The sequence below is a fragment of the Roseomonas sp. CAU 1739 genome, assembly GCF_039839775.1.
GTDB lineage: Bacteria > Pseudomonadota > Alphaproteobacteria > Acetobacterales > Acetobacteraceae > Neoroseomonas.
In genome coordinates this window covers 19,924-35,124 of record NZ_JBDOQQ010000008.1, presented here as the reverse complement: position 1 = coordinate 35,124, position 15,201 = coordinate 19,924, and the positions used below count along the sequence as shown (strand labels likewise).

The 15,201-nt window shown below is 71.2% G+C and carries 12 protein-coding genes; 4 read left to right on the top strand and 8 right to left on the bottom strand.

The window, feature by feature from the left end; all coding sequences use genetic code 11:
- Positions 1 to 73: 73 nt before the first annotated feature.
- Genes AAFN86_RS14385 through AAFN86_RS14375 form a run of 3 tightly spaced genes read left to right on the top strand, consistent with a single transcriptional unit; the run spans position 74 to position 2,423 of the window.
- Positions 74 to 715, top strand: a complete 642-nt coding sequence (locus AAFN86_RS14385) for a CDP-alcohol phosphatidyltransferase family protein (protein ID WP_347544043.1) — start codon at positions 74 to 76, stop codon at positions 713 to 715.
- The gene (locus AAFN86_RS14380) at positions 712 to 1,689 is read left to right on the top strand and encodes a phosphatidate cytidylyltransferase (protein WP_347544042.1); all 978 of its coding nucleotides are present in this window, start codon (positions 712 to 714) and stop codon (positions 1,687 to 1,689) included. The genes AAFN86_RS14385 and AAFN86_RS14380 overlap by 4 nt, the downstream gene beginning before the upstream one ends.
- Positions 1,689 to 2,423, top strand: coding sequence for a lysophospholipid acyltransferase family protein (locus tag AAFN86_RS14375; RefSeq protein ID WP_347544041.1), 735 nt, complete (start codon positions 1,689 to 1,691; stop codon positions 2,421 to 2,423). Before AAFN86_RS14380 ends, AAFN86_RS14375 begins: the two co-directional genes overlap by 1 nt.
- Here the strand turns inward: AAFN86_RS14375 and AAFN86_RS14370 are convergent.
- Together AAFN86_RS14370 and pgi are read right to left on the bottom strand one after the other, a co-directional pair.
- Complete coding sequence (locus tag AAFN86_RS14370) at positions 2,418 to 3,668, bottom strand: glycosyl hydrolase 108 family protein (RefSeq protein ID WP_347544040.1); 1,251 nt, start codon at positions 3,666 to 3,668, stop codon at positions 2,418 to 2,420. The two genes, AAFN86_RS14375 and AAFN86_RS14370, sit on opposite strands and share 6 nt — an antisense overlap.
- Positions 3,669 to 3,984: 316 nt before the next feature.
- Positions 3,985 to 5,622, bottom strand: coding sequence for a glucose-6-phosphate isomerase (gene pgi, locus AAFN86_RS14365; RefSeq protein ID WP_347544039.1), 1,638 nt, complete (start codon positions 5,620 to 5,622; stop codon positions 3,985 to 3,987).
- A gap of 331 nt (positions 5,623 to 5,953) precedes the next feature.
- On the opposite strand from pgi, the gene AAFN86_RS14360 reads away from it, so the two are divergent.
- Complete coding sequence (locus AAFN86_RS14360) at positions 5,954 to 6,766, top strand: hypothetical protein (protein ID WP_347544038.1); 813 nt, start codon at positions 5,954 to 5,956, stop codon at positions 6,764 to 6,766.
- Positions 6,767 to 7,040: 274 nt separating this feature from the next.
- Here AAFN86_RS14360 and AAFN86_RS14355 read toward each other — a convergent pair whose 3' ends face one another.
- The 6 genes from AAFN86_RS14355 to ileS form a co-directional block, all read right to left on the bottom strand.
- Positions 7,041 to 8,294 carry a pitrilysin family protein gene (locus tag AAFN86_RS14355; RefSeq protein ID WP_347544037.1) on the bottom strand — a complete coding sequence of 418 codons (1,254 nt, stop codon included), beginning with the start codon at positions 8,292 to 8,294 and terminating at the stop codon, positions 7,041 to 7,043.
- 4 nt (positions 8,295 to 8,298) lie between these two features.
- Positions 8,299 to 9,732: a pitrilysin family protein gene (locus tag AAFN86_RS14350; protein WP_347544036.1), complete on the bottom strand. Its 1,434-nt coding sequence runs from the start codon at positions 9,730 to 9,732 to the stop codon at positions 8,299 to 8,301.
- 405 nt (positions 9,733 to 10,137) lie between these two features.
- A complete protein-coding gene (locus AAFN86_RS14345; RefSeq protein ID WP_347544035.1) occupies positions 10,138 to 10,713 on the bottom strand; it encodes a DUF3035 domain-containing protein in 576 nt (191 codons plus the stop codon).
- Entirely contained in the window at positions 10,710 to 11,207 is a 498-nt protein-coding gene (gene lspA, locus AAFN86_RS14340; RefSeq protein WP_347544034.1) for a signal peptidase II, read from the bottom strand. The genes AAFN86_RS14345 and lspA overlap by 4 nt, the downstream gene beginning before the upstream one ends.
- Positions 11,204 to 11,689 carry a signal peptidase II gene (locus AAFN86_RS14335; protein WP_347544033.1) on the bottom strand — a complete coding sequence of 162 codons (486 nt, stop codon included), beginning with the start codon at positions 11,687 to 11,689 and terminating at the stop codon, positions 11,204 to 11,206. The genes lspA and AAFN86_RS14335 overlap by 4 nt, the downstream gene beginning before the upstream one ends.
- Positions 11,686 to 14,568 (bottom strand): isoleucine--tRNA ligase, encoded by a 2,883-nt coding sequence (gene ileS, locus AAFN86_RS14330; RefSeq protein ID WP_347544032.1) that lies wholly within the window; start codon positions 14,566 to 14,568, stop codon positions 11,686 to 11,688. The genes AAFN86_RS14335 and ileS overlap by 4 nt, the downstream gene beginning before the upstream one ends.
- Positions 14,569 to 15,201 lie beyond the last annotated feature (633 nt).

Below are 15,201 nucleotides of genomic sequence, written 5' to 3'. Positions count from 1 at the left end.
TGCTGCGAAGGCTTTCCTTCCGGTCGGTGCGGCGGCACGTCATGCTGCGCGCGACAGCGTGAGCGGGGGCGGGGTGGAAGCATCGGATCGGCGGCCGATCGCGGCGCGCAATATGGCCGTGACGCAGCGCATGGCGGCGGCGCTGGTGGCGCGCGGCGCCTCGCCCAACGGCATTTCGGTGGCGGGGATGTTGGCCGGGCTGGCGGCGGGGGTGGCCTTCGCGGCGGTGGTCTGGCTGCCGGGCATGGCCTGGCTGTTCTGGTTGCTTGGCGCGTTGCTGGTGCAGGGGCGCCTGATGGCGAACCTGCTGGACGGGATGGTGGCGATCGGGCGCGGTGTCGCCTCGCCGGTCGGGGAATTGTTCAACGAGGTGCCGGACCGGGTGTCCGACACCGCGGTGCTGGTCGGGCTGGGTGTCGCGGCGGGGTCGGTGGCGCTCGGACTGGCGGCCGCACTGGCGGCGATGGCGACGGCCTATGTGCGGACCACCGCGCGGGCGGCTGGCGCGCCCTCGGATTTCGGCGGACCGATGGCCAAGCAGCACCGCATGGCGGTAGTGACGGCGATGGCGCTGTGGTGCGCCGTCATCCCGCCCTCCTGGCGCGGAGACGCCTGGACGCCGTGGGTGGTGCTGGTGGTGATCCTGCTCGGCTCGCTCGTCACCACCTGGCTGCGGCTGTCCCGCGCCGCCGCGGCGTTGAGGGCGAAGGCATGATCCGCGAGGCTGTCTTCGCCCATCCGGTGACCATCGGCATCGTTGCGGCCACCGTCGCCGTCGTGCTGGTCGCCTTCGCGGTGATTGGCGTCATGACCATCACCGGTCGCGGCACGCCGGAGCTGCGGCGGGAATTGTGGCTGCGCACCGGGTCGTGGTGCCTGCTGCTGCCGCTGATGATGGGGCCGGTGCTGCTCGGGCGCGAATGGGTGATCGGGGCGGTGACGCTGCTCGGCCTCGCCTGCCTGCGCGAATTCGATCGGGCGACAGGGCTGTTCCGGGAGACGCTGATCGCCGGGATCGTGGTGGTTGGCATCCTGGTGGCGAATTTCGCGGCGCTCGATCACTGGTACGGGTTCTTCGTGGCACTCTGGCCGCTGACGGTGGGCGTCATCGTCATCGGTACCCTCCCGCTCGATCGGCCGGCGGGGTATGTGCAGCGCGTCGCCCTCGGCATCCTTGCCTACATGCTGTTCGGCGCCGGGCTCGCGCATCTGTCCTTCATGGCGAATGAGCCCGGCTACCGGCCTATCCTGCTGATGCTGCTGACCACCGTGGCGTTGTCGGATGTCGCGGCCTTCACCTTCGGCAAGCTGATCGGCGGGCCGAAGCTGCTGCCGGCGACCAGCCCGAACAAGTCGATCGCGGGTGCGGTCGGCGCGCTGACCGTCACCACGCTGCTGGTGGCGACGCTGGCCTTCTTCATCTTCCGCGGCACGCCGATGGCGCAGCCGCACTGGCTGCTGATCTTCGGCTTCATCGTCGGCATCGGCGCGCAGGCGGGCGACCTGATGCTGTCGTCGATCAAGCGCGACATCGGCATCAAGGACATGGGCACCATCCTGCCCGGCCATGGCGGCGTGCTGGACCGGTTCAATTCGCTGCTGCTGGTCGCCCCCGCCGCCTTCCACTTCATCCAGTTCTTCGTCGGCTTCGGCATGGGCCAGCCGGCGCGGCTGATCACGGGGGGCTGATGGAGTTCAACCTCCGCCCCGCGCGCGACCATGGGCTTGAGACGGCCGATCGTCTGCGCAGCCTGTCGCGTGAACGCGGCCTGGGCAGCGTCATGCTGGGGCGTGTCTGGCGCGCGGGGCTGCGGGTATATCTGGCGGCGTATCACCGGCTGGAGGTGACAGGGCGGGAGAACCTGCCGGAGCCACCCTTTGTGCTGATCGCCAACCACACCAGCCATCTCGATGCACTGACGCTTTCGGGCGTGCTGCGCGGGCAGGCGGCGCGGCGCGCCCATGCGCTGGCCGCGGGCGACACCTTCTTCAGTTCGACCGTGTCCTCGGTTTTCGCGGCCTATGCCGTGAACGCGCTGCCGGTGTGGCGCAAGCGGACCAAGGCGGGGGAACTGGCGACGCTGCGCGAAAGGCTGGTCGAGGACCGGCTGGTCTACATCCTGTTCCCCGAAGGGACGCGGGCGCGGGACGGCACCATGGCGGCCTTCCAGCCAGGCATCGGCGTGCTGGTCGCGGGCACCACGGTGCCGGTGGTGCCGGCCTTCCTCGATGGCTGCCACACGGCCTGGCCGCCGGATCGCAGCTATCCGGCACCACGCAAGCTGCGGCTGACCATCGGCGCGCCGCTGCGCTTCGGCGACCTGCCGGCGGCACGGGCGGGATGGGAGGCTGCCGCCGCACGATGCGAGGCGGCGGTCCGTGCCCTCGCCGCCGAAGCGACAGGCCGCACGCCCGGCCTATGAGGCTGGCGCCGCCGCCAGCGCCATGCGCAGCGCCGCCTGCTTCACCGCATCGGTGCGGCTGGTCCAGCCGCGGCCGAACACCTCGAAGGTCGGCAGCGACCGGTAATGCTCCATGCGCCCCTGGGCGAATCGAGCAATCAGCTCGGCGGGATCGGCGGCGCGCACGGCGGCGACGGTGATCGGCCCGACCGAGCCGTCATCGGTCACACCGGCAACACGCTGCAGCAGCTTCACGCTGCGCTGCGGACCGGCATTCGTGCCGAAATCGAACACCATCAGGTCGATGCCCGGCGGCAGGTCGTCGCACCGCATCGGGTTCCAGTAGTTGGCGCGGTAGATCTCCTGCGCCTCCTCCTTGGTGAGGTTGCGCACGTCGTCCTCGGTCACGGTCTTCTCGCGGAAGGCTTCCAGCGTCTTCCTGGTGATGCCGAGATTGGTCGCGCCGCCGGGATCGGCGGGATTGTTCACGAAGCCGCCCTCCTGCTGCAGCACCTGGACGAGGCAGGCGGCGAAGTTGCCGCGTCCGGCGGGGCGCTCTGCCGCGGCAGGCCGGACAGGCTGCGCGGCTGGCGGTGCGAGGGGCTGTGCAGCCGCGGCGGGCGCCCGCGCGGCCGTCTGGGCGATTTCCTGCACGCTCTGGATGGCGCGGTTGGTCTGTTCCGTCTGCGCCGCCTGCAGGGTCTGGACCGTGGCATCCTTGCTGCGCGAGCCCTCCGAGGAACCGATCCAGAAATTCACGACCGCGGTGAAGGCGGCGACCAGCGCGCCGACGGTGATGTTGAGGACCGACTTCACGAACTCGCTCGGGCCCGGCTCGGTCTTCCCCAACACCAGCGTGATCAGGACGCCGAAGAAACCGACCGTGACGACCGCCGAAATGAGCGGCGCGCCCCACACCGTGACGCTGCCGCTGCGTGCCAGTTCGACCATCGTGCTCCGGGCGCCCTGGGTATCGGCGATGCGGCTCTTGAGGTCTTCGAACTCGGCCTTGCGGGCGGCATCAGCGGCATCGCGCTGGGCCTTCTCCTGTTCCAATGCGATCTCGGCAAGCCGGATCTTGAGCTGGGTGACGGCCGCAGGATTGGCGTCGAGCTGCCGCTGCGCCTCGACCGGGTCGTCGGAGCCGGTGACGCTTCGAACGGCCTCGGCAACATGGCCGGCCGAGGTGCCGGCGCGGTCGCCGGCAATGATGCGGACCACGTCCGGCACCAGTGCGGCGGCAAGGGCGACGAGGGGAAGCGACATCGCTTGGTCCTCCCGAAGGGGCAGGCTGTTGCCCCGGGGACGTCCGCCGCCTGGCCAGACGCAACGGCCAACCGCCGGTCGCACCGGTATGCGTGCAGAAGCGCTGGGACCGCGTACCCGCTTCCTGACCTCCGCCGCGCTGCGGCACCGTTCTTCCGCGGGCAACTGTCCCTGGTATTCGGAGCCTATCCCAATCGTTCGTCGCCGAGGGCGATAAACGCTACGGGACAGTTCCCAGCATGGCGGCGCCCGCACGGGGTTGCCGTGCGCCGGATCACGTCGCGCGGGCCGCGCCCCGATGGCGTCAGGGCCGGAATCAGCCGATGCCCTGCAGCTGCCTGATCCGGGCGATCAGCGGCGCCGTCGTCGGATCCTGCTCGGCGTCGAGGCCCTCCAGCGCCGGCAGGATATGCGCAGCGAGCTGCTTGCCGAGTTCCACCCCCCATTGGTCGAAAGGGTTGATCCCCCACAGCGCACCGAGGCAGGCGACCTTGTGCTCATACAGCGCGACCAGCTGGCCGAGCGTGAAGGGGTCGAGGTGCGGCAGCAGGATCACCGTGCTGGGCCGGTCGCCGGTGAAGACGCGGTGCGGCGCGACCTGGTCGATCCTCGCCGCCGGCGCGCCGGCCGCCGCCATCTCCGCCCGCACGGCCTCCTCGCTGCGCCCGACCAGAAGCGCCTCGGCCTGGGCCAGGCCGTTGGCGAGCAGCTTGCGGTGGCTGTCCGGATGCGCATGGCCGGGATTGGCGACCAGGATGAAATCGACCGGCACGGGCGTCGGTGACTGGTGGATCAGCTGCATGAAGGAATGCTGCGCATTGGTGCCGGGTTCGCCGAACACCACTGGCCCGGTGCCGCGCGGGACCGGCGAGCCGTCGATGCGCACCGCCTTGCCGAGGCTTTCCATCTCCAATTGCTGGAGATGGGCGGGGAAGCGCGCCAGCCGCTCATCATAGGGCAGCACGGCGCGGGCGGGATAACCGAGGCCGTTGACGTGCCACACCTCGGCCAGCGCCAGAAGCACCGGCAGGTTGGCCTCGAGCGGGGCCGACAGGAAATGCTCATCCATCGCCCGCGCGCCGGCGAGGAAGCGTTCGAATTCCGGCCAGCCCAGCGCGAGCGCGAGCGACAGGCCGATCGCGCTCCAGACGCTGAAGCGCCCGCCGACCGTGTCGGAGAAGCCGAAGACGCGTTCGGCCGGGATGCCGAAGGCCGCGGCCGCCTTCAGGTTCGTCGACAGCGCGACGAGATGCGTCGCGGCCCCCGCATCGCCCAGCGATTCGGCGAGCCAGCCGCGCACCAGCGCGGCATTGGTCATCGTCTCCTGCGTCGTGAAGGTCTTCGACGCGACCAGCACCAGCGTGCGTGCGGGATCCAGCCGCGGCCGCAGCGCATCCCACGCATGGGCATCGACATTGGCGAGGTGGTGCGCGCGCATCGGGCAGCCCGGCGTCCAAAGCGCGCGCGCCGCCATGAAGGGGCCAAGGTCGGAGCCGCCGATGCCGATATTGACCACATCGGTGAAGCGCTGGCCGGTCGCACCCCGGATGCTGCCGTCATGCACCGCCTCGGTGAAGGTCTGCATGCGCGCGCGCGTCTGCCGGGCCAGGGCCAGAGCACGGTCCATCGACGGGCCGGCGCCGGCGGGCGGCGCGCCATCGGGCACGCGGAGGGCGGTGTGCAGCGCGCTGCGTCCCTCGGTCACGTTCACGGCATCGCCGCGCAGCAGGGCATCGCGAAAACCCGCCACGTCGGTGGCACGCGCCAGGTCGAGCAGCGCATCGAGCACCGCCGGCCCGATCGCGGTGCGGGACAGGTCCAGCAGTACGTCGCCCGCGCGATGCGTCATCCGCGCCGGACGGTCCGGATCTGCGGCGAATAGCGGGCGGATGGCCGCCCCCCCGGGTCGTCCGGCAAGGGCGTCGAGGGCGGACCAGGCGGCGTCGGGCGTCATGCATCGTTCCTGTGCGCGAGCGGGCCCGGATACCCCGCGATCCCTGCATCCTGCATTGAAACCGCCGGTTATGGCACCCGCATGGCGCCGGGCAGCATGGCGCGGCAGGATTGCCAGGGTCTGAAAGGGTTCCTCGACCGGCCAGGTCGCGTGACGCAACTGGATGTCATTGCCAAGGACATTGTCTCTGCTGATGCGGCTGAGAGGTGGCATTCCCTTGAGGGCGGAGTGAGGCGTGGCGGTGTTGCAGGCATGGAGCAGGAGGCGTGAGCGAAGGCGAACGAACCCGGCTCCAGGCCCGGATTCAAGGGGTGACACGATGATGAAGCGCTTGGCCCTGATCGCAAGCCTGTTCGCCGCCGGTCCCGCCGGCGCGCAGGGCCCCGCCCGGCCGCCGGCGGTGCGTTCGGAGGTTGCGGCGCTGCGGCTGGTGGCCCTGCAACGCCTGCCGAACGCAACCGGCGCCGCCCGGGCCGAATACTGCCGCCACCTGTTCGCCACGCCGCGGAGCGAAGCCGCCCGCCGCGTTGCCGCCGCGGGCTGGGGCGTGACGCGGGAAGCCGCGATCGGCCCCTATATGGCGGTCAGTTTCGTCGGCTCGGCCGAGGCCGGCACCAGCGGGTCCTGCCGGCTGGGCGAGGGCAATGTCGGGCTGTTCCGCGGCGCCGACCTTGTCGCCATCGCCTATGCCCCGGCGGCCGGCAGCGCGGCGATCGGCAGCATTCGTCCGGTCGGCCCCGATGCGCTGCGCATCTGGGATGGCGACGTCCTGAGCCAGCCGGTCGCCGACCTGCGGCTCGGCGCCGATGGCACCGTCGCCATCGTGCCGGTCGCCGCCGAGGACCGTGCCTGCGCCGGGGCCGCCGTGGTGCCCAACATCTATGGCCGCCCGATCGACCAGGCGCGCGCGACGCTGTTCCGGCATGGCTGGAAACCCGAACCGCCCGCCGGCCCGCGCAATGACGCCGACACCCGCGTCGCCGACCTGGTGCGCCACGGCGTGCCGGAAGTCGAGGATTGTTCCGGCACCGGCTTCGGCTTCTGCGGCTTCAACTACCGCGGCGCGGCCGCGTCGCTGAGCGTCACGACGGCGGGCGACGGACCGATGCCGACCGTGGCGGGATACGATGTGACCTGCCGGTGACCCGGTGCCGGTACGGCTGGAAGGCGGCGTTGCGCCGGTGACGCCGATAGGGGCGGAGGGGGCCTTGCCCCATCCGCCCCCAACAAAGGCTTGAGGCCCTTGGAAGTCTTGACCTGGTGCGGGCGCCTGGTCCCGGGACGATCGGGGCATGCCACGCCGGGCACGCGATCGACCTTCGGCGTGGATCCCAATTGTCACGCCGCGCACCGGATGGGGGCTTCCATCGCCGGTGCGCGCCGCGTCCATGGGCCCCTTGGGGGCTGATCCGGCGGGCCTACAATCCGACCGGCTGCCCCGCCACCGTCACCGCCAGCGAATCCGGCTTCAGCAGCGAGCCCGCGAAGCGCACCGCATCCGTCCGGGTGATAGCCCGCAGCCGGTCGTTGCGCCCGGCCAGCCAGCCGATCGGCCGGTCGTTGCGCCGCATCGCCAGCAGCGTGCCCGCAATGCGCCGGCTGTCGGTGAATTGCAGCGGCAGGGACCCGGTCAGATAGGCCACGGCCTCCTCCAGCTCGGCATCGGTCGGGCCGGACTGGGCAAGGTCGGACCAGACGCTGCGCGTCACCTCCAGCGCCTCGGCGACGCGGCCGTTCTCGGTGGCGAAGCCGCCGGTGACGACGCCGCCGCCGAACAGCGTGTCGAGCCCGACGCCGATGCCATAGGTCAGCCCGCGCTGCACCCGCACCGCTTCCATGAGGCGGGAGGAGAAGCCACCGCCGCCCAGCACGCGCAGCACCACCTGCGCCACTTCCCAATCCGGGTCCTGCGGCGCGATGCCGGGCTGGCCGAACACGATCTGCGACTGCGGGCCGGGCACCGTGACGACCTGGCGGCCGAAGGCGGTGAAGCGAGGCAGCGGCGGCGGGGTGGCCGGCGCGCCGGCGGGCAGGGCGCCGAACAGATCCGCCATCAGCGCCGCCAGCCGGGCCGGTCGGATCGCACCGGCCACGCCGATCAACAGCCCGCCGCCGCGCAATTGCGCGTCGAGGCTGGCGCGCAGCGCCTCGGGCGGAATGGCGGCGAGGCTTTCCGCCGTGCCGGTCGCCGGCCGCCCGGCCGGATGGTCGGGGAAGGCCGAGGCCCAGAAGGCGCGCCCGGCCTGGCCGCGCGGTGTTTCAAGCTGGGTCCGCGCGCCGGCGATCGCCCGGGCGCGGACGCGTTCCAGAGCATCGGCATCCATCCGCGGCGCGGTCATCGCCAGCCTGGCGAGGCGCAGCGTTTCGGGCAGCGCATCGGCGAGGCACCGGAAGCTGCCCTCGAAGGTATCGCGCCCGGCGGAGAAGCTCAGCCCGATCGCCGAATCGCGCAGCGCATCGGCAAAGGCCAGGGAGCGGAGGTCGCCGGCACCTTCGGTCAGCATCGCCGCGGCCATGGCGGCGGTGCCCTCGCGGCCCGGCGCGTCCGTCGAAGCCCCCCCGGGCCAGGACCAGGACACGGAGACGACCGGGACGGAATGATCCTCGACCAGCCAGGCGGAAAACGGACCGGACTCGACGACCTGGATCGGCAGGGTGAAAGCGTCAGTCATCGGATCACGCCCCTTCCGGCAGCAGCCAGGCGGTCGTGTTCGGCGCGGCGCCGAGCACGGCGCGCGCCGCCTCCGCCACCTGCGCCTGCGTCACGGCGCGCAGCCGGGCGGGCCAGTATTCGACCACGTCGGCCGACAGGCCGATGGCGAGCACGCCGCCCAGCATGCGCGGCGCCGCGCCGAAGCTGTCGAGTGCGAGCAGCGAGCCCGAGGACATCTGGCGGATGGCGCGGGCCACCTCGGCCTCGGTCGGGCCGTCCTGCAGCAGGGTGGCGATCACCGCGTTGGCGGCTTCCTCCAGCCGTTCGGGGGTCACGCCGCGGCGCGGCACGCCATAGACCATGAACTCGGTCACCCCGGCGGCCTCGCTGTCGTAGGAGGCACCGGCCTGCACGGCGAGGCCGGTTTCGACCAGCGCGGCATGCAGGCGCGAGCCCTGGCCGCTGCCCAGCAGATGCGCCAGCACTTCCAGCGGCAGGGATTGCTCGGCCCTGGCGGTGGTCAGCGAGGGCGCCATCCAGGCGCGCAGCATCAGCGCCTCGCGGGCCTGGGGCTCGCGGACGGTCAGGCGAGGCTCATGGGCCGTGGCGGGGGCCGGGGCACGGTCGCGGCGGCGGACCTCGCGGGCCGGGACGGGGCCGTAATGCTCGTCCACCAGGGCGCGGGCCTCGGCCTCGCTGACCGCGCCGGCGATCACAAGGGTCGCATTGGCCGGTGCGTAGAAGTGCCCGTGGAAGTCGGTGAGGTTGTCGCGGCTGATGGCGCGGATCTCGTCCGCCCAGCCGATGATCGGCCGGCCGGGCCAGGCCTGCGGGCCCCACAGCGCGGCGCGGAAGGCCTCCTGGAAGCGGGCGCGGGGATTGCTGTCGGTGCGCTGGTTGCGTTCCTCGAGCACGACGCGGCGCTCGCTTTCCAGTTCGTCGGCCGGGATCAGGGCGGCGGCGAGGCGGTCGGCCTCCATCGCCATGATCATCGGCAGGCGGGACGCCTCGACCTGCTGGTAATAGGCGGTGACGTCGCGGGAGGTGAAGGCGTTGTCGTTGCCGCCTTCGCGCGCCACCCGGCGCGACAGCGTCCCCGAGGGCACGTTCGGGCTGCCCTTGAACATCATGTGTTCGAGGAAATGCGCGACACCCGAGCGGCCGGCCGGGTCTTCGGCGCCGCCGGCGGCGTAGTAGAGGTACTGGGCGACCACCGGGGCGCGGCGGCTTTCCACCAGCGCGACGGTCAGGCCGTTGGGCAGGGTCCAGATCCTGGCGCCGAACAGCGGGGCCTCGGCGGCGGGTGGCGCGGCGGCGACGGACGGCGTGGCCTGCGCGGCGGCGCGGGCCAAGGGCGCGGCGGCGAGTGTCGCGGCGGCGGCGCAGAGAGTGTGGCGGCGGGTGATGTCGGGCATATCCGCAAGATGGCCCCGGCCCGGCGCCAGGTGAAGCGTCACGATGCGGTCTTACGGAAGTGTATGCCGTCGGCCGGGATCACCCGCCGGCATGCCCCGTTTCCCCAGTGCTGGCCCGTCGTCCTTCGGCCCGACGCCCTGCATCCGGTCGCGACCGCGAAGTGCTGCCGCGCCCAGGCCTGCCGCCATTTCAAGAGTGACAGCCCGTGGCGCGAAGGCAAGACCAGGGGATGCCGGCCACCTGCCGTTCGGGCTCACAGGACCGCAGGTTGCCGGCCTGCCGGGGGAGCTGCGGCGCGGGATCGCAGGCGGGTCGCGCGACATGCGCCCGGATGGGGCTCGCCCTTCCAAGCCAAGCGATCAAAGGCTTCAAGCCTTCGGCGGAGTAGGCCTGAGCGAGGCCACGCCCGTCCCGGTTCCACAGCCGAGGCTACAGGGTCGCCGCGATCAGAAGCCCAGCCATTCCCAGAATGACTTCCGGCGCGGCTGCACCACGGGGGTCTCGCCGATCTCGACATCGCGGCCGAGGGCGGCGTTTTCCCGGATGCGCTGCGATTCGCGGGCCGGATCGACCGGCGTGCCCGGCGGCGGCGGGTCGCGCCAGAAGATCAGTCGGTCGGTCAGGCTGCGGTCCGGCTGGTCCAGCCGAAGGCTCTCCTCATCCACGCGGCGGCGGATGCCCCCGGGGGCGTCGGGGCCGGCGCGCTGCAGCAGGGCGGCCTCGCCGACGCTGGGGCGTGCCGCGGCGGGCGTGCGGCGCGGGTCCTGCAACGCCAGCCCGGGCGACAGCAGCGCTTCCGCCTGCTGGCTGGAGGTGCGTTCCTGCGGCCGGGCCGAACCCGGCGTCGGGCTGGGCAGCGTGGTCATGTCCGGCGGCATGGACAACGGCGCGCGGGTGGTGACCTGGAACTCGTCGGGTGCGTCGCGCACCAGGCCAAGCGTACGCGCGGTGCTGTCGCCGCAGGCCGGCAGCAGCGCGGCCAGGGCGAGAGTGGCAAGGGCGGGGGGGAGGCGCTTCCTCATGTCCCTTCCTTAAGCCCGGGCTTGGGCCGGAACAAGGCATCGGCGACCAGGGCGATGACGCCGCATACGATGGCCGCATCGGCGATGTTGAAGACATACCAGTGCCAGTCCCAGGCCGAGGCGTCCACGAAATCCACCACGGCGCCGAAACGGACCCGGTCGATCACGTTGCCGATCGCCCCGCCGACCACGGCGCCCAGCGCCGCGGCGGTCAGCCGGTTCTCGGCCCGTGCCATCCAGCGCAGCAGGAAGGCGGCGATGGCCGCGGCCAGCAGCGCCAGCGCCAGGTGGTGCCAGGACCCGTTGCCCGACAGCAGCCCGAAGGTGACGCCGCGGTTCCACACCATGGTGAGGTCGAGCGCGAAGGGACCGGCTTGCAGAACGGGAATGCTGCCAACCTCGGGCAGGCGGGCGACATCCAGGATCCACCATTTGCTGGCCTGGTCGGCGAGAAGGATGCCCGCGGCGATGGGCAGGCCGAGGCGCAGGCTCATGCCGCTCTCCTGGTCGAAAGGGCATAGGACAGGGCCCAGCCCATCATCAGAACACCACCGGCCACCACCGCGATGTCGGCGAGGTTGAAGGCGAAGCCGACATCGCCGCGGCGGACGACCAGATAGTCGACGACGGCACCGCGGCCCATGCGATCCGCGAGGTTGCTCGCCGCGCCACCGACCACCGCGCCGCGGCCGATGTTCAGCACCAGCCAGCGCGAACGGAGCATCCGCAGCAGCATGAAGACGGCCACCAGCACGACGAGCGTCAGCACCATGAAGCGGGGCCAGCCGTCGGCCGGCAGCAGCGTGCCGAAGAAGATGCCGGGGTTGAGCACCCGCATCGCGCTGAGGCCTGCCTCGGCGTGCCCGATCAGCGGCACCGCGGCGCCTGGCGCGAGCGCGGCCAGCGCCCAGGACTTCAGCGCCTGGTCCAGCACAAGGACCAGCAATGCCGTGACAAGGCCGGCGCGCAGCGTCATGCGGGCTTGTCTGCCAGGGCGTCTTGCGCCTCCACGGCGTCCTCGCAGCGCAGGCAGAGCGTGGGGTGCTTCGAGGAACGGCCGACCTCGGGCAGGACGCGCCAGCAGCGCGCGCATTTGGTGCCGGGGGCGGGCGTGACGCTGGCCAGGGCGTTCAATTCGCGTCCCGTCAGGCCGTCGGGCATGGTCAGGACGTCGCCGGTGAGGTCGAGCGCGCTGACGATGCACAGTTCGGCCCAGGCTTCGGGCGTCAGCAGGGAACGATCCGTCTCCTGCTCCAGGAGCAGCCGAACGGCAGCCTGGAGCGACGATCCGACCATGCCGCTGGTCCGCGCATTCTCGATCTGCCCGGTGATCGTGCGGCGGATCTCGCGCACCCGCATCCACTTCGCGGCCAGCGCCGCATCCTTCCAGCCCTCGGGCACGAAGGGGAAGTCGAGCAGATGCACGCTCCCTTCCTCACCTTCCGCCGCCCCGGCCCCCCAGCGCGCCTGCCAGGCTTCTTCCGCCGTGAACACCAGCACCGGCGCGAACCAGGCGCAAAGGCTGCGATGCAGGATGTCCAGCACCGTGCGCGCGGCGCGCCGGCGCAGGCTGTCCGGCCGGTCGCAGTACAGCGCGTCCTTGCGGATATCGAAGTAGAAGGCGGACAGGTCCGTCGCGCAGAAATTGTGGATCTCGGGATAGACGCCGGTCCAGGCGAAGCGGTCCGCTGAATGCGGGTCCGACGCGGCGCGGATCTTCGCATCGAGTTCCGTCACCCGATGCAGCACCCAGCGTTCGAGTTCCGGCAACTCGGCATAGGGAACCGTCTCGGCCTCCGAGAAATCCTCGAGGCTGCCGAGCAGCCAGCGCAGCGTATTGCGGATGCGGCGATACAGTTCCGCCTGTTGCTTGAGGATCTCCGGCCCGATGCGCAGGTCGAGCGCGGTGTCGGAATTCATCACCCACAGGCGCAGGATGTCCGCACCGTACTGCTTCATCACATCCTGGGGCGCGGTGACGTTGCCCATGGATTTCGACATCTTGCGGCCCTGCTCGTCGAGCACGAAGCCATGCGTCAGCACCGCCTTGAAGGGGGCGACGCCGTTGGTGCCGACCGATTCCAGCAGGGACGAATGGAACCAGCCGCGATGCTGGTCCGATCCTTCGAGGTACAAATCCGCCGGGAAAGGCAGCCCGCGCGGCGGCAGCACGAAGGCGTGGGTGCTCCCGCTCTCGAACCACACATCGACGATGTCCATGACCTGTTCGTACAGCGCCGGATCGCGGTCGGGGCCGAGGAAGCGCGCGGCGGCACCCGGCTTGTACCAGGCATCGGCACCTTCGACGCGGAAGGCCTCGACGACGCGCTCGATGATCGCGGGGTCGCGCAGCGGCTCGCCGGATTGCTTGGACACGAAGATCGGGATCGGCACGCCCCAGGCGCGCTGGCGGCTGATGCACCAGTCTGGCCGCGCGGCGATCATCGAACCGATGCGGTTACGCCCGGCGTCGGGGACGAAATAGGTCGCGTCGATCGCCGCCAGCGCCTTGGTACGGATCGCGTTGGCGTCGTCCATCGCGATGAACCATTGCGGCGTGGCGCGGAAGATCACCGGCTTCTTGGATCGCCAGGAATGCGGGTAGCTGTGCGTCAGCTTGCCGATCGCCGCCAGCGTGCCGGCGGCGCGCATCGCGTCATAGACGGCGGTATGCGCCTTGAAGACGTGCAGCCCCTCGAAGCCCGGCGCGTGCTGGGTGAAGGTGCCGTCGTCGTTGACCGTCTCGGGGATCGGCAGGCCGTGGACACGGCCGAGGTTGAAGTCGTCCTCGCCATGGCCCGGCGCGATATGGACGAAGCCGGTGCCGGCTTCGGTGGTGACGAAGTCGCCTGGCAGCAGCGGCACGTCGAAATCGTATCCGGTGCCACGCAGCGGATGGGCCGCTATCGCACCTTCAAGCTCCGCACCTTTCAGAACGCGCTTGATGGAATGCGCGCCGATGCCGGCGTCCTTCTCGAAGCCGGGCAGTAGCGGCAGCGCGACCAGGAGCCGGTCGCCGACCTTGATCAACGAGGTCTCCGTCACGCCCTCGACATGCACCAGCGCGTAGTCGATCTCGGGGCCATAGGCGACGGCGCGATTGCCCGGCATGGTCCAGGGCGTGGTGGTCCAGATCACCACATCGGTGCCGATCAGATCCTCGGCCTTCGCCTTCAGCACGCGGAACTTCGCGTGCAGCGTCGGCGAGACATGGTCGTGGTATTCGATCTCGGCTTCCGCCAGCGCGGTCTTTTCCACCGGCGACCACATCACCGGACGCAGGCCGCGATAGAGCGACCCGTTCAGCAGGAACTTGCCGATCTCCCCGGCGATCTTCGCCTCGGATTCGAAATCCATCGTCGCGTAGCGGTCGGACCAGTCGCCGGCGACGCCCAGGCGCTGGAATTCGGCCGACTGCACGCCGAGCCAATGCGTGGCATAGGCGCGGCACTCGGCGCGGAAATCCAGCACCGGCACCGCGTCCTTGTCGCGGCCCTTGGACCGGTATTCCTCCTCGACCTTCCATTCGATCGGCAGGCCGTGGCAGTCCCAGCCCGGCACGTAGTTGGCATCGTATCCGGCCATCTGCGCGGCGCGGTTGACCACGTCCTTCAGGATCTTGTTCAGCGCATGCCCGATATGGAGGTTGCCGTTCGCATAGGGCGGGCCGTCATGCAGCACGAAGGTGTCGCGGCCCTTGGACTGCGCGCGCAACTTCTCCCACAGGCCGAGCCTGGCCCAGCGTTCCAGCATGGCGGGCTCGCGCTTCGGCAGGTCGCCGCGCATCGGGAAGGGGGTCTTGGGCAGGAAGACGGTGCCGCGATAGTCGCGGGCCTCGGCGGGGCTGTCGGTCATGGGTGCCTGTCTCGGTGCGCCCGGCACCGGTCAGTCGGGCGGGCGTCGTGTCGGGGGAAAGCGCGCGCTGGAACCCGGCCCTCAGCGGAGGGCCGGGACGGTAATTCGCCGCTGCGCGACCCGGAGCATGACAGGCTTATGGGGAGGGGGACCGCCGGGCGTCAAGCCGCCGCGGCCTCGGTTTCCGGGGCCGCGGGCCGGGCCCCCGCGCCGGCCGGTGCCGCGACGAGGCGGCCGGCGCGGCACGGGCTGCGGATGCGCGAGGCCGGGCACGCCTCCCGGCTCCCCCAGGCGCCGCCGCCTGTGCGTTGGCGGGCGCGGCCGGCCGTCCCCCAGGGCAGAGGCGGGCGGCAGCGCGGTTCCCGCTCGCCCTGGCTGGCGGCGATCCCACTAGCCTTCGCTCACGCCGGACCGGCACCGGCCCGCAGCCATGCCGGCCACCCATGCAGGGCATCGTCGTTGGATGGGCAGGTAGCCGCTGGACCTGTCCGATTGAGAACGGCCCAGATCAGGTTTCGCTCGCCCGTCCTCGCGAAGCCCGCTCTCTGCCCTTGTTTCATCGGGCATCTTCATGCACACGACTGATCCGAGCCCGGTGGGATCTGCTCGGGAGCGTGATGGCACGTCGGTGCG